The sequence below is a fragment of the Stenotrophomonas sp. GL_111 genome (genome assembly GCF_057835245.1).
In genome coordinates, this window is the sequence record NZ_CM174421.1 from 3,815,831 (window position 1) to 3,833,801 (window position 17,971).

General features: G+C 66.4%; 13 protein-coding genes. 5 read left to right on the forward strand and 8 right to left on the reverse strand.

Annotated elements, in window-relative coordinates; translation table 11 throughout:
* Positions 1–16 precede the first annotated feature (16 nt).
* Positions 17–196 carry a hypothetical protein gene (locus AC3IPM_RS16965; protein WP_489301416.1) on the reverse strand — a complete coding sequence of 60 codons (180 nt, stop codon included), beginning with the start codon at positions 194–196 and terminating at the stop codon, positions 17–19.
* Positions 197–391: 195 nt separating this feature from the next.
* On the opposite strand from AC3IPM_RS16965, the gene AC3IPM_RS16970 reads away from it, so the two are divergent.
* Both AC3IPM_RS16970 and AC3IPM_RS16975 read left to right on the forward strand, forming a co-directional pair.
* The gene (locus AC3IPM_RS16970) at positions 392–781 is read left to right on the forward strand and encodes a DUF2628 domain-containing protein (RefSeq protein ID WP_489301417.1); all 390 of its coding nucleotides are present in this window, start codon (positions 392–394) and stop codon (positions 779–781) included.
* A 328-nt stretch (positions 782–1,109) separates the two neighbouring features.
* On the forward strand, positions 1,110–1,679 hold the full coding sequence (locus tag AC3IPM_RS16975) for a DUF1003 domain-containing protein (protein ID WP_489301418.1): 570 nt from the start codon (positions 1,110–1,112) through the stop codon (positions 1,677–1,679).
* A 24-nt stretch (positions 1,680–1,703) separates the two neighbouring features.
* Here the strand turns inward: AC3IPM_RS16975 and arcD are convergent, their stop codons facing one another.
* From arcD to AC3IPM_RS16995, 4 genes are all read right to left on the reverse strand, one after another.
* Positions 1,704–3,128 carry an arginine-ornithine antiporter gene (gene arcD / locus AC3IPM_RS16980; protein ID WP_489301419.1) on the reverse strand — a complete coding sequence of 475 codons (1,425 nt, stop codon included), beginning with the start codon at positions 3,126–3,128 and terminating at the stop codon, positions 1,704–1,706.
* Positions 3,129–3,211: 83 nt separating this feature from the next.
* Positions 3,212–5,827 carry a methyl-accepting chemotaxis protein gene (locus AC3IPM_RS16985; RefSeq protein ID WP_489301420.1) on the reverse strand — a complete coding sequence of 872 codons (2,616 nt, stop codon included), beginning with the start codon at positions 5,825–5,827 and terminating at the stop codon, positions 3,212–3,214.
* Positions 5,828–5,975: 148 nt separating this feature from the next.
* A complete protein-coding gene (locus AC3IPM_RS16990; protein WP_489301421.1) occupies positions 5,976–7,028 on the reverse strand; it encodes an ATP-binding protein in 1,053 nt (350 codons plus the stop codon).
* A complete protein-coding gene (locus AC3IPM_RS16995) occupies positions 7,028–7,765 on the reverse strand; it encodes a response regulator (protein ID WP_489301422.1) in 738 nt (245 codons plus the stop codon). The genes AC3IPM_RS16990 and AC3IPM_RS16995 overlap by 1 nt, the downstream gene beginning before the upstream one ends.
* 214 nt (positions 7,766–7,979) lie before the next feature.
* Here AC3IPM_RS16995 and AC3IPM_RS17000 point away from each other — a divergent pair, with 214 nt between their 5' ends.
* Positions 7,980–9,872, forward strand: coding sequence for an asparagine synthase (locus AC3IPM_RS17000; protein ID WP_489301423.1), 1,893 nt, complete (start codon positions 7,980–7,982; stop codon positions 9,870–9,872).
* Here the strand turns inward: AC3IPM_RS17000 and AC3IPM_RS17005 are convergent.
* Positions 9,754–10,692, reverse strand: coding sequence for a helix-turn-helix transcriptional regulator (locus AC3IPM_RS17005; RefSeq protein WP_489301424.1), 939 nt, complete (start codon positions 10,690–10,692; stop codon positions 9,754–9,756). The two genes, AC3IPM_RS17000 and AC3IPM_RS17005, sit on opposite strands and share 119 nt — an antisense overlap.
* Before the next feature lie 127 nt (positions 10,693–10,819).
* Between AC3IPM_RS17005 and AC3IPM_RS17010 the strand changes: the two genes are divergently transcribed.
* The gene (locus AC3IPM_RS17010) at positions 10,820–13,021 is read left to right on the forward strand and encodes a TonB-dependent receptor (RefSeq protein ID WP_489301425.1); all 2,202 of its coding nucleotides are present in this window, start codon (positions 10,820–10,822) and stop codon (positions 13,019–13,021) included.
* Positions 13,022–13,119: 98 nt separating this feature from the next.
* Here AC3IPM_RS17010 and AC3IPM_RS17015 read toward each other — a convergent pair whose 3' ends face one another.
* Together AC3IPM_RS17015 and AC3IPM_RS17020 are read right to left on the reverse strand one after the other, a co-directional pair.
* The gene (locus AC3IPM_RS17015; protein ID WP_489301426.1) at positions 13,120–14,124 is read right to left on the reverse strand and encodes an extracellular catalytic domain type 1 short-chain-length polyhydroxyalkanoate depolymerase; all 1,005 of its coding nucleotides are present in this window, start codon (positions 14,122–14,124) and stop codon (positions 13,120–13,122) included.
* 87 nt (positions 14,125–14,211) lie between these two features.
* Entirely contained in the window at positions 14,212–15,615 is a 1,404-nt protein-coding gene (locus tag AC3IPM_RS17020) for a GntP family permease (RefSeq protein WP_489301427.1), read from the reverse strand.
* Between the two features lie 157 nt (positions 15,616–15,772).
* On the opposite strand from AC3IPM_RS17020, the gene AC3IPM_RS17025 reads away from it, so the two are divergent.
* Positions 15,773–17,971: a TonB-dependent receptor gene (locus tag AC3IPM_RS17025; protein ID WP_489301428.1), complete on the forward strand. Its 2,199-nt coding sequence runs from the start codon at positions 15,773–15,775 to the stop codon at positions 17,969–17,971.

Genomic DNA, 17,971 nt, shown 5'->3' on the forward strand with positions numbered 1-17,971 from the left:
CCACGCGCCTGACGGCTTACACCGCGATGGCGCCGACCACCACGTCGGCGTCAACCGATGGGCGCGACAATGCGCGCGACCCGGCCTGCAAGAACTGCAGCTGGGCCAACAGATGCTGCGCCTGGGTGGCCTGCGGGCACGGCGCGATGCACGGGCCGGCTTCGACGCGATCCGGCGTAGTCACAACACTCGACATGGTCTGCTTTCTCGTTGACGTCCAATACGCCGCGGGGCTCCTAGCCGCGCGGAATGCGCACCCTATATCAATTCGAAGGCAAATGTGTGACGGGCCTTGCGAAGTGACAAAAAGCCAGCGCAACGCGACGGGAAACTGGCAGTCATTGAGACGTGGCGGCTATCATGTAACCGTTTACACACAAACTCTACGGACATGGATTCCACAACAACCTCCTCCCTCAGCCCGAAGTGGCAGTTCCGCTTCAACTTCTTCAACCAGCACGGCGCCCCGAATACCCCGGCCTTCAAGGCGGCGTACAAGGCCCTGCCGTTCGGCGACAAGTTGAAGGTCAACTTCAACTTCTTCGCGCTGTTCTTCGGCCCGATCTACATGTTCATCCTGGGCATGTGGCGCAAGGCACTGACCATCATCGGCATCACCGTCGTGCTGATGATCGTGCTCGCCTTCCTGCCCGATGCCATCGGCCGCGGCATCGGCATTGCCTGGCAGCTGCTGATCGCGCTGACCACCAACTACAACTACTACCGCGAGAAGACCCAGGGCGACACCAGCTGGAACCCCTTCGCCGGTATGCGCTGGTAAGTCCCGCGTTCTGTGCTGCAAAAAGGCCCGGTCATTGATCGGGCTTTTTTTTGTTCTTCTCCCTTTGGAGGGGCGCATCACGCCCAGGTCAACAGCTTCGGATTCGTTCCGGATGTGAGGCGAGCGTTGGGGCCCGCGCCACCCCAGCCTGCACCGCAGGGCCTGCCACGGAAAAATGCCCCGTGGGCTTTTCCGCAAATGGGAGAAGGAACTTTTGTCGGCACCATGAGCAAGAGCAGCCACGCATGGCGTGGCTCTACCTGTGCCCTCACTGCGCCTTGCCCCCGCTGCCCGCACGCTGCCGGTGAACCGTCCACGGAATCCGCGCATGCCCACCAGCACCTCCAACAACGACCGCATAGAAAAAGCCGCCCGCTGGCTCGGCCGGCAGACCCATGACCTGGATGCCGTCGCGCGGCGCGTGATCGGGCGCCAGGCCGTCATCGACGACCCCAACCAGCGCCTGGCCGAACAGTCCACCTTCGGCGAACGCCTCGCCGACCAGGTCGCCCGCTTCGGCGGCTCCTGGAACTTCATCCTCCTGTTCGGCGCCGCCCTGCTGATCTGGGTCGTGCTCAACAGCGAAATCCTCGGCGCCACCGCGTTCGACCCCTATCCCTACATCTTCCTCAACCTCATGCTCTCCATGCTCGCCGCCCTGCAGGCCCCGGTCATCATGATGAGCCAGAACCGGCAGTCCGCGAAGGACCGCCAGATGGCCAGCTACGACTATGAAGTGAACCTCAAGGCCGAACTGGAGATCATGTCGCTGCACGAGAAAGTGGACACCGTCAGCCACGACACCCTGCTGCGCATCCTTGAACAACAGCAGCGGCAGATCGACCTGCTCACCGAACTGGTGGCCGGGCAGCGCCGCGCGCCTGACCCGCAGGAATAGGACACGCACTGCAGCACCCGCCCATCACCCCAGATGCAGCGTGCCGTGCCACAGCCCCCACAACGCCGTCAGCGCCACCACCAGCACCGCCACCGCGATCACCCGTTCCACCGGGCTGAATACCGCCTGCCCATGCTGGCGCTTGGCGATGGCGAACATCGCCATGCCCGGCGCATACAGCAGCGCCGACAACAGCACCTGCGATACCCCGCCTGCGTACACCAGCCACAGCGCATACAACGTGGCCACTGCCGCCACCAGCAGGTCGCGTGGTCGTTGTGGTGCGCCGGGCGCGTAGCCTTCGCCGCGCCAGGCGATCAGCACCCCGTAGCCGGCCGAGAACAGATACGGCACCAGGCTCATCGACGCACCCAGCAGCACGAGTGTGGTGTAGGTGCTGGCACTGAACAGCGTGATCACCAGGAACAGCTGGATCAGCCCGTTGGTCAGCCACAGCGCGTTGGCCGGTACATCGTTGGCGTTCTGCCGCGCCAGGAAGGCGGGCATCGTGCCGTCACCGGCCGCGGCATGCAGCACCTCGGCGCACAGCAGCACCCAGGCCAGCAGCGCGCCCATCACCGACACGATCATGCCGATGATGATCAAGGTGGCGCCCCACGGGCCAACGATGGCCTCCAGTACGAACGCCATCGACGGATTGCGCGCATGGGCAAGTTCGCTCTGGTGCAGCACCCCCATCGACAGCAGGTTGACCAGCATCAGCAGCGCCAACACGCACAGGAAACCGATCACGGTGGCACGGCCCACGTCGGCCCGCTTGCCGGCGCGCCGCGAATAGATGCTGGCGCCTTCAATGCCGATGAACACCCATACGGTGATCAGCATCATCCCGCGCAACTGCTCGCCGAAGCTGCCCAGCTCCAGCGTGCCCCAGAATTCACCGGTGAAGATGTCCGCCTTGAAACCCACTGCAGCGATGATCAGGAACACCACGATCGGCACGATCTTGGCCACCGTCACCACCGCATTGACCAGCGCCGCCTCGCGGATGCCGCGCAGGATCATCGCGTGCATGCCCCACAGCAGCACCGAAGCGCAGGCCACCGCCTGCCAGGTGTTGCCTTCGCCGAAGGCCGGCACGAAGTAGCCCAGCCCGCTGAAGATCAGCACGAAGTAGCTGACGTTGCCCAGCAGCGAGCACACCCAGTAGCCCCACGCCGAGGAAAACCCGATGTAGTCGCCGAACCCGGCCTTGGCGTAGGCGTAGATGCCCGCATCCAGCTCGGGCTTGCGGTTGGCCAGGTTCTGGAACACGAAGGCCAGCATCAGCATGCCCAGCCCGCTGATCGCCCAACCAATCAGCGCCACGCCGGGGCTGGCGCTGCGCGCGATGTTCTGCGGCAGCGAGAAGATGCCCGCCCCGATCATCGACCCCACCACCAGGGCGGTCAATGCAGCCAGGCCAAGGCGGTCGGAGCGTGCGGTCATGCCGTCACCGGGAACACGAGATGCAGGGGATTAGCTCTTTTCAGCGGTGAATTGCCGGTGAAACGACCCCCATCGTACCTGCTTCAGAACGTCTGCCAGTCGTCACCCGCCAAGGCCGTTGCCGGTTCACGCAACGTGCTGCGTGCCGCCACCGGTGTCCGTGGCACCGGGTTGCCACGCGGGCTGGCCGATGCGGCCTTGCCCGGCCCGGCACTGGTACGGAAGCTGGCCACGGCCGTACCCAGGTGCTGGGCCTGCTCTTCCATCGCCCGCGCCGCCGCGGTGGCTTCTTCCACCAGCGCGGCATTCTGCTGGGTGGTTTCATCCATCTGGGTGATGGTCTGGTTGACCTGTTCGATACCGGCCGACTGTTCCTTCGACGCCGCGGAGATCTCGGCCATGATGTCGTTGACCCGGCGCACGCCGGTGACGATCTCTTCCATGGTGCGGCCTGCGGTGTGGACCAGCGCCGAGCCGGCGTTGACCTGGCCGACCGAGTCATCGATCAGCGTCTTGATTTCCTTGGCCGCACCGGCCGAGCGCTGTGCCAGCGCGCGCACTTCCGAGGCGACCACGGCGAAGCCGCGGCCCTGCTCACCGGCCCGCGCCGCTTCCACGGCCGCATTCAGGGCCAGGATGTTGGTCTGGAAGGCGATGCCATCGATCACCGAGATGATCTCGGCGATGCGCTTGGACGAGGCCTCGATGCCGGCCATGGTGGTGACCACCTGGCTGACCACCTGCCCGCCCTGCGAGGCCACCTCGGCCGCGCCGGCGGCGAGCTGGTTGGCCTGCACCGCGTGATCGGCATTCTGGCGCACGGTGGAGGTCAACTCTTCCATCGAAGCGGCGGTTTCTTCCAGGCTGGCCGCCTGCTGCTCGGTGCGCCGCGACAGGTCGCTGTTGCCCGAGGCGATCTCGCCGGCCGCCAGATTGATGCTGGCGGTGGCCTGCTGGATGCGTCCGACGATGTCGGTCAGCTGGGTCACCGTGGTATCGGCATCGTCACGCATGCGCGCGAACACACCGTGGAATTCACCGTGCATGCGCGCGGTGAGGTCGCCGGCGGCGATCGCACGCAGCAACGCGGAGATCTGCTGCAGGTTGTCGTCGCTGACCTGCATCATGGTGTTGAGGTTCTCCACCATCGCGCGGAAGTCGTGGTCGAAGCGCACCACATCCCCGCGCTGGCTGAAATCGCCCAGCGCCGCCGCGCCGGCCAGGTCGCGGATCTGGGTGTTGATCGCACGCAGGTTGGCCTTGGTGGTATCCATCGCCGCGGTGAACGCGGACTGTTCGCCGGGCAGGCGGTCCATGTCCTGGGACAGGTCGCCGACCGCATAGCGCTGCATCACTTCAACCAGGCGCCGGGTGACGGCGATGTTGGCCCCCACCAGCTGGTTGCTGTCTTCCACCATGCGACCGTAGGCGCCCGGGAACGCCGCCGCGTCCATGCGGTAGCTCAGTTCACCTGCGTCGTGGCGCTGCGCCATGTCCGACTGCGCCGCCATCACCGCCTGCAGCTGGCCGCGCATGCGCTGCATCGCCTCCAGCAGGCGGCCCACTTCGTCGTTGCGCGATGGCGGCAGCGGTGTGTCCAGGCGGCCTTCGGCCACCTCCACCGACAATTGCACCGCATCGGCCAGCGGGCGGATCGCCTGCCGGCGCAGCAGCACGTAGACGCTGGCACTGAGCACCAGCGCCGCGCCCAGGCCCACTGCCAGGATGATCCACAGCAGCTCGCGTGCCTGCGCGATGATCAGGGCATGCGGCACCACCACGCCCAGTGCGAAGCGCTCCTGGCTGTTGCCGATGCGCAGCGGCACGTAGGCCTTCACCTTGCCGGCCGCATCCACGTTGAAGTCTTCATACGGCTTGTCCGCGCCGACCGCCGCCAGGATCGCGCGGGTGGCCGCATCGTCGCGGCGTTTGCCGATCTCCTGCGGATCCTGCGCGGCCAGCACGATGCCACCCGGCGAGATCAGTTCGACCCGGCCCTCGCCCATCGGGCGCAGCTCGGCCAGCCGCTGCTGCAACGCGGCCAGGCCGAAATCCACGGTGACCGCGCCCAGGAACGCGCCCTGGTCCAGCACCGGCGTGGACAGCGTGGTCATCAGCACCGGCTTGCCGGCGATTTCATAGCGGTACGGTTCGGCCACGGTCTGCCGCTTCAACGCACGCGGGCGCAGGTACCAGTCACCATCGCCGGGCACGTCGTAGCCCTTGAGCACGTCCTGCACCGGCGCGCCGTCCTGCCAGGACCAGTAGCTCATGAAGCGGCCGGTGGCATCGTGCGCAGCGGCATCGACAAACGCCGCGTCCTTGCCATCGAAGGCCTGCGGCTCCCACAGCGTGCCCATGCCGACCCACTCCGGGTGGCTGTGCAGCTGCTGCTGCAGCACCTGTGCGGCGGTCTCGCGCGACAACGTGCCGGCGGCATGCTGCACCACCAGGCTGTCGGCCAGCGCCTGGCTGGTGGCGAAGGCACTGGCCAGCTCGGCACCCACCCGGCGCGCCTCGGCGTCGGCCTGGCTCTGCATGGTGCGGCGCGAGGACTCGACCAGCGCCTGGCTGGCCTCGTGGTAGCTGATGGCGGCGGTGACACCGAAGCAGAGCATGGCGATCAAGGCGGTACCCAGCATCAGCCGATGGGCGATGCTGCCGGGACGCTTGGCGGCAGAAGAGCGGGACGCAGGCATGGGGGCGGTTCCGGAAAAAGTACGGGTCAGCGGACGCGGTCAGGCGCCACTACGGCAACACGCACTCCATTGCGGTACAGGGCTGGATAACGGCCTTGGCGCGGCGATGTTGAGGACAGATTCCTGACCGGGTTCAGCGTAGGCCGCGCTACTGCGGCCAGCGGATCCGGAATACCGAGCCGCCCGTGGGCTGCCGATGACCGCTCAACTCGCCCCCGTGCGCGCGCGCGATTGCCCGTACCACCGGCAACCCGAGCCCGGTGCCGCGCGGGCGGGTGCTGCCCAGGATCCCGCCGCGCTCGAACGGCTCGAACAGCCGCTGTACCTGCGCTTCATCGATGCCCGGCCCGGCATCACGGACCTCGATCTGGCAGTAGTCGGGGAAGCACGCCGCCTGCACCAGCACCGGCCCGGGGTCGGCGTGCACACGGACGTTCTCCAGCAGCGCATACAACGCCTGGCGCATACGGACGCGGTCGCAGTGCACCAGTGCCGGTGATGCCTGCACCTGCAGCTGGAACCCCGCCGCCGCCAACCCTTCGCCCAGTGCCTCGGCCACGCCATCGACGAGTTCGGCCAGCGGCAGGTGCTCACAATGCAGGCGCAGGTTGTGGCTGTCCTGCAGGCTGAGCAGGCGCAGGTCTTCCACCAGCCGGTTCAGTCCTTCCACCTGCGCCAGCAGGCTGGTCAGGCAGGCGGCATCGGGCTGGTACACGCCATCGGCCAGACCATGCAGCTTGCCGCGCAGGATGGTCAGCGGGGTGCGCAGTTCGTGGGCGATCGCCGCGTTCCAGAACGCGCGATCGGCCTCGGCCGACTCCAGCCGGCGCGCCGTGCCATTGAAGTCGGCAACCAGCAGCGTCGCTTCGCCCATCGAACGGTCCGCCACCACCGCGCGCGCCTTGAAGTTGCCCTGGGCCAGTTCACGCAGCCCCACCGCCACCGAGTTCAACGGCACCAGCAGGCGCCGCGACAACCGCATCGCCACCAGCGCGGTGAAGCCAGCCGAGCCAAGCACGGTTACCACCACCCAGCCCCATTCCAGCCGCGACGGCATCATGTTGTCGGAGATCAGGTCGGGGTAGTAGTCACCAGTGATCCCATAGAACAGCAGCGACCACACGATCGCCCCGGAGGTGACCACCATGGTGGTCAGCGCCAGCGAAGCCACGATGATCGTACGCAGGCTGAAGGCGACCATCAGCGCACGTCGCCGTAGCGGTAACCGACCCCACGCACGCCTTCCAGTACGCCACACAACCCCAGCGCTTCGAGCTTGCGGCGCAGGTTGCTGACATGGCTGTCGATGGTGCGCTCCAGCGCCTGGGCGTCGGTCGAGCAGGCATCCAGGAGCTCGGCGCGGCTGTAGACCCGGTTCGGCCGCGCCGCCAGGTGACGCAGCAGGCGGAACTCGGTGAGCGTCAGTACCAGCAGGTGCGCACCGTCGGCGCAGAGCACCTGCGCGCTGTGCGCATCGTCGCTGATCCGCAGCCGACCCAGGCTCAGGCCGCGCTCCTGCGCCGCTACGCTGCGGCTGCCGGCACGACGCAGCAGGGCGGCGACCCGCGCCACCACCTCGGCCGGATTGAACGGCTTGACCACGTAGTCGTCCGCCCCCAGGCCCAGCCCGGCCAGCTTGTGGCCGTCGCCATCCATCGCCGTCAACACGATCACCGGCACCTGCGTGTCACGGCGCAGGTCGGCCAGGAAGGCCCAGCCGTCCATCACCGGCATGTTGATGTCCAGGATCACCACGTCCGGGTCAAAAGCGGCAGAGCGGTCCAACGCGTCACTGCCGTGCAGCGCGTGGCAGCACACCATCCCGGCGCGCTCCAGGTACCGGCGCAGGATCTCAGCGATCTCTGCCTCGTCCTCGACGATCATCGCGCGTCGTCCCACCAGGTACGGGTTCGTGGCAGTGCCGTGGAGGACAGTCATGGGTCGGGCCCAGTGGAAGTGCGCCGATGATAGCGAGCGCCGACCACGCCCACTTGAACGCCAGCCTGCCGGCCCATTCGTCTCCACGCGATCTCCATCATTGCTCGACACAGCCTCGACCGGGCCTGCCCAACCTGCGCGGCCACGGCAGACCGCCGGCCACCACCCTGGTGTGCCAGTACAGGCGGCGCCCAGCGCGAAAACGGAGAACGGCGTGGCAGGATTGACGGGAAAGTGGCAGCCGCAGGCCGGCCTGGACGAGGTGGCCCTGCGCGATGGCCTGGCCGGGCTGACACAGGCCATCGCGCACCGCGGTGCACGCAGTGCGTACTGTCTTGATGCCAGTGCCGGTGTCGGTATCGGCATCGTCGGTGACGCGCTGCGGCTGCAGGCGTCGATCGAGTGGACCTTCGACCGCCGCTACCTGGTCGCCGTGGCCGGCACCATCGACGCGGTGGAGCAGATCAACACGCAGGTGCTGCCCTTCGAGAAGTTCCTGCTCGCGGTGCAGGAATTCGGTGTCCTGCGCGCCCTGCAGCTGAGCAGCGGTACCTTCTGCGCAGCGATCTGGGATGCACGGCTGGGCCGGCTGTCCCTGGTGCGAGACCGCATGGGCCAGGCCGATCTGTACTATCGGCTGGACCGGCGAGGCCTGTGCTTCGCCTCCGAACTCAAGGCGCTGGTGCGCGCATCGCCGGTGCCACCGGAGGTGCATCGTGGCGCCGTCGTGCAACTGCTGCGCTACGGCTATGTGCCGGCACCGTTGAGCATCTACGAAGGCATCCACAAGCTGCCGGCCGGATCGCTGCTGAGCCTGGGTGCCAGTGCGTTGCACGCGCCCAGCGGGCCACCGCCGGTGCAGACCTACTGGAGCCTGCACGACACGGCCAGCCGTGGCATGGCCACCCGCCACGGCGGCGATCTTGCCCATTCCATGGACCGCATCGAGCGCGGCCTGGCGCGCGCCATCGCGCGGCGCGCTCCGGCCGGCACCAGTACGTTCCTGTCCGGCGGCATCGACTCCAGCCTGGTCGCCTCGGTGCTGCAACGGCAGAGCCTGGCGCCGATCCACACGGTCTCGATCGGCTTCGAGGACGAGGACCACGATGAGCTCGCGTGGGCAGTGCGGGTGGCTCGCCACATCGGCGCGAACAACACCGCGGTGCGCCTCAGCGACAGCGTCGCGGCGTCCATCGTGCAACGGCTGCCGGGCATCTTCTGCGAGCCCTACGCGGATTCCTCGCAGGTGCCCTCCCTGCTGGCCGCCGAGCTGGCCCGGCAACACAGCACCCACGTGCTCACCGGCGACGGCGGCGATGAACTGTTCTTCGGCCATGCCGCCTACCAGCGTGCGCTGCGCAATGCACGTCTCGGTGCACGGATGCCCGGCTTTGTCAGCCAGCTTGCACGCCGTGCCTGCACCGGTTCACTGGAACGCGCCCGGCTCGGCGGCGTACCGGCGCTGCTGGCCGAACTGCGCAACCGCAGCCTGGCCGACAGCTACCTGTCGCGGGTGTCGCGTTGGCGCGATCCGGCTGCGGCGGTGATCGGGGGCGTCGAACCCACCTCGCTGTTCAGCACGCCCGCCGCGCAGCTGTGCAGTGGCCATCCCGGTGAGCAACTGCTGTTCCTGGACCTGTCGATGGAGCTGCCGGAGGGGTTGATGACCAAGGTCGATCGCAGCTGCATGGCCCTCGGCCTGCAGGCGCACAGCCCGTTCCTGGACCCGGCGATGGTGCAGTTGGCGTGGGAAACCCCGTTCGAGCACAAGGCCAGCGCCGGCGAACTCAAGCACGTGCTCAAGTGTCTGCTTGAGCGGCACCTGCCGGCCGAGCTGGTCCATCGCCCGAAGAAAGGGTTTGGTGCGCCGGTCTCGCGTTGGCTGCGGGGCCCGATGCGCGAGTGGGCCGAAGACCTGCTCGATCCGGCACGACTGCGCGCGCGTGGCATCTTCCACGAGCCGGTGATCACCGCGCTGTGGCGGCAGTTCATCGCCGGCGAACGCAAGTACCACACGCACCTGTGGCCGGTGCTGATGTTCCAGGCCTGGGATGCGCATTGGAATGCACCGATGCCTGCCCCCACGCCGTTGGCGACAGCCCGATGACACGACGGAATGCGGCGGCGAATTTGCTTGGGTTGGCATAGCCCATTGCCAGTGCAACCTCGGTGACCGCGTGTCCGGCCGCCAGCAGTTTCTTTGCCGCCTGCATCCGGCGTTGGGTCAGGTAGGCATACGGTGTCACGCCCGTAGCCTGGCGGAAACCGCGGCTGAAGCGGCTGCTGTCCTGCCCCGCTTCCTGCGCCATGCGGGCCACGTTGATGTCCTCGCCCAGGCGACTGTCGATGAAGTCGCGCACCCGTGCCAGGCGTGCCGCCGAAAGCGGCTGGGTTGCTGGCGGGGCAGCCACCGGGTGATCGCCTATCTGCTTCAGGCGTTGCAGAATGATCGCCACGCCATGATCGAAGAACGCGGCCGACCCGGCATGGGCATCGGCGCAATGCCACAGTGCCGCCAGCACCGTGGCGACCACCGGATCGCGCTGCAGGTCCGACGCTGCCGTATGCAGGTCCTGCAGCCGCATGGGGGCCACACTGCGTTCCAGGTACCGCGCGTCGATCACCAGCCCAAGCAGCTCCAGCGCCGGGCTGCGGTACTCACCGTCGCACCCGGGCAGCACCACGTTGAACTGTCCCGGCAACCACGGCCGTTCGATACGGCCCAGTGCGGTGCGCTGGAGCATCGGCCCCCCGCCCGCAGTCAGCAACCCGATGCGCACGCCGCCACCGTCCCCCATGCGGCCTTCGCTGGCAGCAAACCCATGCCGGACCAGCAGTACCGAGCCATCGGCATTGCCGACGCAGGCATCCAGCGCGCCGTGGTTCTCAGCAGCCAGGCGTGCAGCCAGCGAGTCGGACGGGGGCATCGCAGGGATCTCCGGTTTTGGAGCCGTGGGCACAGGATTGGAGTGGTGGCATCCATTTGTTACACAATAACATACAGGAATCATTCTCGATAAGGTGGCGCCCGTCGCCACCGCCAAGGGGTTCTGTGTGAAACACGCTGTACTCGCCGTCGCCGTGGTCGCCACGCTGCAACTGTTGTCGGCCATGCCGGCCCGCGCCCAGGACGCGCCCACACCCAGGGCGACCGAACTGGATGGCATCGTCGTCACCGGCAGCAAGCGCGATACGCCCTACCTGCGCAGCGACATCTCGGTCACCGTGCTCGACCGCGAGGCGCTGAAGGACGCCGGGGTCACCGAGTTCCGCGATCTCGACAAGCTCGCGCCCAACGTGAAGTTCAACGTGATGGGCCAGCTCAGCGACATGTTCATTTCGATCCGTGGCATCGAATCCAATCCGTTCCTGGTCAACCGCGCGTCGGTCTACATCGATGGCATCCCGTTCCGCGAGCTGAGCAATGCCGTGCTCAACCACGTCGAGTCGGTGGAGATCCTGCGCGGCCCACAAGGCACCTTGTACGGCGCCAACAGCGAGTCGGGCCTGGTGCTGGTGCGCACGCGCGCGCCGTCAGCCACCACCGAAGGCGAGGTCAACCTGCGCGCCACCACCTTCGGCAACGGCTCGGGCCGCAGCCTGGACGGCTTCCTCGGCGGCGCACTGGGCAACAGCCAGCGCCTGTTCGGCTCACTGGCGTTCATGACCTCCGATGAAGACAGCCACCTGAAGAATCTCACCCCCTTCAATGGCATCAAGGGCAAGGTCCAGGAAACCTACGTGCAGGGCAAGCTGCGCTGGGAGCCCACCGATTACCTGTCGGTGAACGCGATCGCCTATCACCTCGGCACGCGGGCACCGGGCATGTTCGAGTACGAGTACCTGCCGCTGGATGTCGGGTTGTACAACCGCACCTACGCGGACCTGTACAACGGCGGCCGCCGTGCCGGAGATTTCACCTACCTCAACGATGCGCCCAAGCGCACCAGCAAGACCGAGAACGTGCTCGGCGCCAGCGCGCAGTGGCAGCTGGCACATGGCACCCTGGACGCGGCGGTGTCGTATCGCGAACAGCGCGACACGTCTGGCGGCTACGACTTCGACATGACCGCCACCCCGGCGCTGGCCGGACGCATCCATGACCAGCAGCGCAACTGGAACGGCGAGTTGCGTTTCTCCTCGCCCAGTGAACAGGCGCTGACCTGGATCACCGGCATCTCCACCTACCGGGTGCACAAGGACTCCGTGCTGGGCACGCTGGTCGGTGCACCGACGCGTGGACTGGAGAGCTACGTGCTGGCCCCGCTGCAGGGTTCCGATGGCCAGGACTACAGCGCCTTCGGCACGCTCAGCTATACGCCGCCGGCGCTGCCCAAACTCACCGCCAGCCTCGGCCTGCGCTACGAGCAGGCGCGGCGCTCGACCCGCCAGAGCGCCGGTGAGCTCGACCTGGGTCCGGGCGGCAAGGTGTTCTATCGCGATGCCGCGCTGTCGCATACCTTCAACGCCACCCTGCCGCGCGTGTCCCTGCGTTACGACGCCTCGGACACGCTGTCGTTCTACGCCGCCTCGGCCAAGGGCTACATCCCCGGGGGCTTCAACCTGGCCGCCGCGCAGAGCGACGTGGTCAACGACAAGGTGCTGCGCTACGAATCGGAAATGATGTGGAGCCATGAGCTGGGCTTCAAGCAGAGCGTGCTCGGTGGCCGCGGGCATATCGGCGGTGCGGTGTTCCAGATCAACTCCAACAACTGGCAGGAGATCCAGGTGGCCACCGACGCCAACGGGCGGCCGATCTCCTCGGACTATGTCGGCTCGGATGCATCGATCCGCTCACGCGGCGTGGAGATCGAAGGGGCGCTGCAGGTGCTGCCCGGGCTGACCCTGACCGCCAATGCCGGTTACGTGGATGCCGAGTACCGCAAGCTGCTGGTCGGCAACAACCAGAGCCTGGCCGGCAACAAGGTCAAGCTGACCCCGCAGTACACCGGCTACCTGGCCGCACGCTATCAGCATCGCTCCGGGGTATTCGCGCGGGTGGAATCGGCGTTCAATGGCCGCATGGCACTGGATGAGCGCAACCGCGCATTCCAGCCAGCGGTGGCGATCATCGGTGTGCAGCTCGGCTACGAGCGCGGCCCGTGGACCACGCGCGTGTTCGTCGACAACCTCACCGACAAGCGCCGCATCAACGGGCTGATCTTCGACAACCTGGCCTTCGGCCGCGACGGCAACTACTACGGCCCGGTCGACCGGCCGCGGATCGTGGGCGCCGAGCTGGGCTATCGGTTCTGAGGGATCGAGCCTTCTTCTCTCCCGGCAGCAACGCCAAACGCCCGTGCGCGAGCAGTCAGCTCCCGCACGGGCGTTGAACGGGCCGGCGACTCAGTCCCTCAGCGCTGGTAGTCCTTCAGGAACAACCAGGTGATCAGGGTCGCATCGGGTCCCTTGGGATCGGTGAACGGCAACCCGGACTGGCTGCCGCTCCAGGCATGCCCCATGCCCTGCACCACGTAATGCTGGGCCAGTGTCCTGCCACCGTAGGTGTAGGTGTCGACCGTATAGGCGCGCCCGCCCGGTACCTGGCCGTTGAAGGTGCTGGTCGGCACGTACTTCACCGAGTCGTTGTCCAGGCCATCGTCGGCCAGGTCATTGGTCTGCAGGAACTGGCGCACCGCCTGCTGTCCGTTCACCGGGTTGACCGTGGCGTCGGCGCTGCCATGGAACACCAGCACCGGCATCGGCCGCGGCGACGGTGAGCCCGAGCACTGCCAGGCCAGGCGGCCGTTGCTGTCCGGCGAGTAGATGCTGCCGGCCAACAATGCGTAGGCGCTGCCGGAGATCGTGGTCGCGCCCTTGTACATGCCCCCGGAATGGATCGCGCCGGCGGCGAACACATCCGAATAGCAGGCCAGCATGATCGAGGTCATCGCACCGCCAGCGGAAATACCGGTGACGTAGACCCGGTGCGGATCGACGCTGTAACCCGCCTTCACCTTGTCCACGATCCCGGCCAGGATCGAAGCCTCGCCGCTGCCGCGCGCCTGGTTGATCGGCAACTGCCAGTTCCAGCAGCGCGCAGGGTTGGAGGTGACGTTCTGGCGCGGGTACACCACGATGAACCCTTCACTGTCGGCCACCTCATTGAAGCCCGAGGCCTCGCCCATCAGGTTGGGCCCGTTGACGCAGCCGTGCAGCACCAGCAGCAGGGGCAGCGGCTGCGTTTCCTCATAGCCGGCCGGCACCCATACCTGGTACTCGCGGGCGCCGAAGAGATTGCCGAATACCCCCACATCCCAATGTCCGGTGGGGCTTGCTGCAAAGGCACTGCCTGCCGTCGCCAGCCAGGTGCACAGCACCAGCATGGCCGTCTTGATCGAATCGATTCCAGATTTCATGACCAGATCCTCATGTGTGAGTCGTGGATGAAGGGATACCGGGAATCCTCGTGGACCAGCCTTCCAGAGGGTGCTGCGACGCCGCTGTCAAACCCAGCCGGTGGCGTAATAGATACCGATCACCACGAACACCGCGAGGGTCTTGATGATGGTCACTGCGAAAATGTCCTTGTAAGCCTGGCGATGGGTCAGGCCGGTCACCATCAGCAAGGTGATGACGGCACCGTTGTGCGGCAGGCTGTCCATGCCGCCGGAGGCCATCGCGGCAACGCGATGCAACACCTCCATCGGAATGCCGGCGACCTGCGCGTTGGCGATGAAGGTTTCCGACATCGCGGCCAGCGCGATGCTCATGCCGCCCGAGGCGGAGCCGGTGACGCCGGCCAGGCCGGTCACCGTGACCGCTTCATGCAGCAAAGGATTCTTGATCGAGCCCAGTGCATTGGCCACCACCATGAAACCCGGCAATGCGGCGATCACCGCACCAAAGCCGTATTCCGACGCGGTGTTCATGGCCGCCAGCACCGCACCGCTGATCGCCGTCCTGGTGCCCTCGGCGAACTGGGTGACCACCGGGCGCCAGGCCAGCACCAGGACCGACAGAATGCCGACCAGCAGCGCCCCCACCACGGCCCAGATCGCCCCAATCTTCGCCACGTCCTGTACCACGGGCGCGGCATTGCCCATGATCGACGGCACGAAACTGTGCGCGCTGCCATACCAGTGCGGCATGCCCAGCGTGAGCAGCTTGTTGGAGACGAACACCAGCAGCAGCGGCAGCACGGCAATGCCCGCGTGCGCCAGATGCGTGCCGGTGAACGGTACCGGCTCGTTGACCAGGGTGGCCGGGTCGCCGTAGCCCTCGCCGTTGCGCAGCGCAACGCGACGGCGCCACTCCAGGTACGACATGCCCACCGCCAGCACGAAGAGGCTGCCCAGCGTGCCCAGCACCGGCGCCGCCCAGGTATCGGTGCCGAAGAACGTGGTCGGGATGATGTTCTGGATCTGCGGCGTACCGGGCAACGCGTCCATGGTGAAGCTGAAGCCGCCCACCCCCAACGTGGCCGGAATCAAGCGCTTGGGGATGTCACTCTGGCGGAACATCTCGGCCGCGAACGGGTAGACCGCGAACACCACCACGAACAACGACACGCCGCCATAGGTGAGCAGGCCCGATACCAGCACGATCGACAGCATCGCCCGCTGCGGGCCGAACAGCCGGATCGCCGCACCGACGATGGAGCGGGAGAAGCCGGACAGTTCGATCAGCTTGCCGAACACCGCGCCCAGCAGGAACACCGGGAAGTAGAGCTTCAGGAAGCCGACCATCTTGTCCATGAACAAGCCGGTGAACATCGGTGCCACCAGCGAGGGATCGGTCAGCAGCACCGCGCCGAGGGCGGCGATGGGCGCGAACAGGATCACGCTGTAACCGCGGTAGGCCACCAGGATGAGAAAGCCCAGCGCTGCAAGTACGATCAGTAACGACATACGGCGCTTCCGGGTGAGGAGGCGCCCAGTATCCGGATCTGGCGGCCGCTGCCGACTGGACCTAGGTCCACTCGCCGGTGCTGCACGGCACCGCTAGCCTAGGCTCCATGGGTGGCATTGGGCCACCTGCAACGTCAATGCCTTGGGGGAGGACCGAATGAAGCGGAACTGTTTGAGCCTGATGATCGGCGCGCTGTTGGCCTCCGGGCCGGTACTGGCACAGCAGGCGCCACACACTGCACCGGCGGCAGGCAAGACCGCTTCGGCCACCAACCTGGACAGCATCACGGTCACCGCACGCAAGCGCGAGGAAACCCTGCAGGAGGTGCCAGTCGCCGTCACCGCCTTTACCTCTGAAGCCCTGGACAAAATGAACATCCAGGACATCAGTGACCTGGATGGACAGGTGCCCAACCTGACCATCTACGCCGCGCGCGGCGCCAGCAGCACGGTCACCGCCTATATCCGCGGCATTGGCCAGTCCGATCCCACCTGGGGGGCGGATCCGGGCGTGGGCATCTACCTGGACGATGTCTACATCGCACGCCCGCAGGGGGCGCTGCTGGACGTGTTCGACGTGTCGCGCATCGAGGTGCTGCGCGGTCCGCAGGGGACGCTGTATGGCAAGAACACCATCGGCGGTGCGATCAAGTACATATCGCGGGGCCTGCCCACCCAGACCGAGGGTTTCGCCCAGATCACCGTGGGCAACTACAGCCAGCTGGATGCCAAGGCGGCCATCGGTGGCCCGTTGGGCGGGCCCGACAGCGGCCTGCGCGCACGCGTCGCGGTGGCCAGCATGAACCGCGACGGTTTCGGCGAGAACACGCTCACCGGCCAGCCGGTCAGTGACAAGCAGATCAATGCGGCGCGGTTGAACCTGGGCGCGTACGCGGGCGACGATTTCGACGTGCAGTTCGCGCTGGACTGGATCGACGACCAATCCGGCATGCGCGGCTCGAAGATGCTGGCGCCCAATCCGTTCACCCCGGCCTATCCGCCGATGGATGACCGCTACGATATCCGCTCGGGCATGCGCAACCTCAACAGCGTGGAGACCAAGGGTGCTTCGGCAACGGTGAACTGGCGGCCCAACGAAGACGTTGCACTGAAATACGTGGTGGCCAAGCGCGAATCGGACAGCGACGCCAACATCGACTTCGACAGCACGCCGGTCAAGCTGGCCGACGTCGGCGGTTCCTACACCGACAACCAGGTCAGCAACGAGGTGCAGCTCAACTACGATGCCGGCGGCCGTGTGCGCGGCGTGGTCGGGCTGTACCAGTTCAGCGGTGAGGCCGGCGGACAGATCCGCAACAACTTCTTCAACCTGCAGTTCGGCGACACCCGCGGCAAGGTACTGACCGACAGTATCGCGCTGTATGCCGATTGGACCTTCGACCTGACCAACAAACTCAAGCTCGACGTCGGCGCCCGCTACACCGACGAGGACAAGCGCGCGATCGTATTGAACCGTTTCTACGCCGATGCGACGTTCAGCCGGCCGGTCGCGGTGGCTGCGGATTTCGACAAGACCACCAACTTCAAGAACGTTTCGCCGAAGGTGTCGCTGGACTACCAGCTCACCCCGGACATCATGGTGTACGGGTTGGCCACGCGGGGCTTCAAGTCGGGCGGCTACAACATCCGCGCCAACGCCGTGGCGGTGCCGCGCTCGGCCGAGCCGTTCGATGATGAAACCGTGGACAGCTTCGAAGTCGGTAGCAAGATGGCCTTCCTCGATCAACGCCTGTTCCTGAACCTGTCGGCCTTCCACAACAAGTACAAGGACATCCAGCTGTCGGTGTTCACCGGCATCGATACCAATGGCGATGGCGTCGATGACGCCTTCTTCGGCGACTTCACCAATGCCGGTTCCGGCACCGTCAACGGCCTGGAAATCGAGTACCAGTACCTGCCCAGCGCACACTGGCTGATCTCCGGCAACCTGGCCTGGCTGGACACCAAGTACGACGAGTACATGGACCGCGGCATCAACGTTGCCGACAAGATGAAGTTCACCAACGCACCGGACTTCTCGGGTGCGGTGAATGTCGAGTACCGCACCGAGCTGGCCAACGGCGGCAACCTCTCCGCCCGGGTGAGCTACAGCTACCAAAGCGAAGTGTGGCCGACCACCGACCTGAGCCCGGTGATCCGTCAGGATGGCTACGGACTGGTCAATGCCGGGGTGATCTGGAAACTCGACGATGCCTGGACCTTCTCGCTGCAGGGCACCAACCTGGCCGACAAGGAATACCGGACCACCGGCTACAACATTCCGGCGGTCGGCACGCTGATCGGTTTCTACGGCCCGCCGCGCCAATATAGTCTCAGCGTCCGTTACGATTTCTAG

Coding starts and splice junctions, on each gene's coding strand:
- AC3IPM_RS16965 (WP_489301416.1), bottom strand. CDS start 196: ATGTCGAGTGTTGTGACTACGCCGGATCGCGTCGAAGCCGGCCCGTGC.
- AC3IPM_RS16990 (WP_489301421.1), bottom strand. CDS start 7,028: ATGGTCGCCTTCAGCCTGCGTACGATCATCGTGGCTTCGCTGGCGCTG.
- AC3IPM_RS17005 (WP_489301424.1), bottom strand. CDS start 10,692: ATGCCCCCGTCCGACTCGCTGGCTGCACGCCTGGCTGCTGAGAACCAC.
- AC3IPM_RS16995 (WP_489301422.1), bottom strand. CDS start 7,765: ATGACTGTCCTCCACGGCACTGCCACGAACCCGTACCTGGTGGGACGA.
- arcD (WP_489301419.1), bottom strand. CDS start 3,128: ATGACCGCACGCTCCGACCGCCTTGGCCTGGCTGCATTGACCGCCCTG.
- AC3IPM_RS17020 (WP_489301427.1), bottom strand. CDS start 15,615: ATGTCGTTACTGATCGTACTTGCAGCGCTGGGCTTTCTCATCCTGGTG.
- AC3IPM_RS16975 (WP_489301418.1), top strand. CDS start 1,110: ATGCCCACCAGCACCTCCAACAACGACCGCATAGAAAAAGCCGCCCGC.
- AC3IPM_RS16985 (WP_489301420.1), bottom strand. CDS start 5,827: ATGCCTGCGTCCCGCTCTTCTGCCGCCAAGCGTCCCGGCAGCATCGCC.
- AC3IPM_RS17015 (WP_489301426.1), bottom strand. CDS start 14,124: ATGAAATCTGGAATCGATTCGATCAAGACGGCCATGCTGGTGCTGTGC.
- AC3IPM_RS17025 (WP_489301428.1), top strand. CDS start 15,773: ATGAAGCGGAACTGTTTGAGCCTGATGATCGGCGCGCTGTTGGCCTCC.
- AC3IPM_RS16970 (WP_489301417.1), top strand. CDS start 392: ATGGATTCCACAACAACCTCCTCCCTCAGCCCGAAGTGGCAGTTCCGC.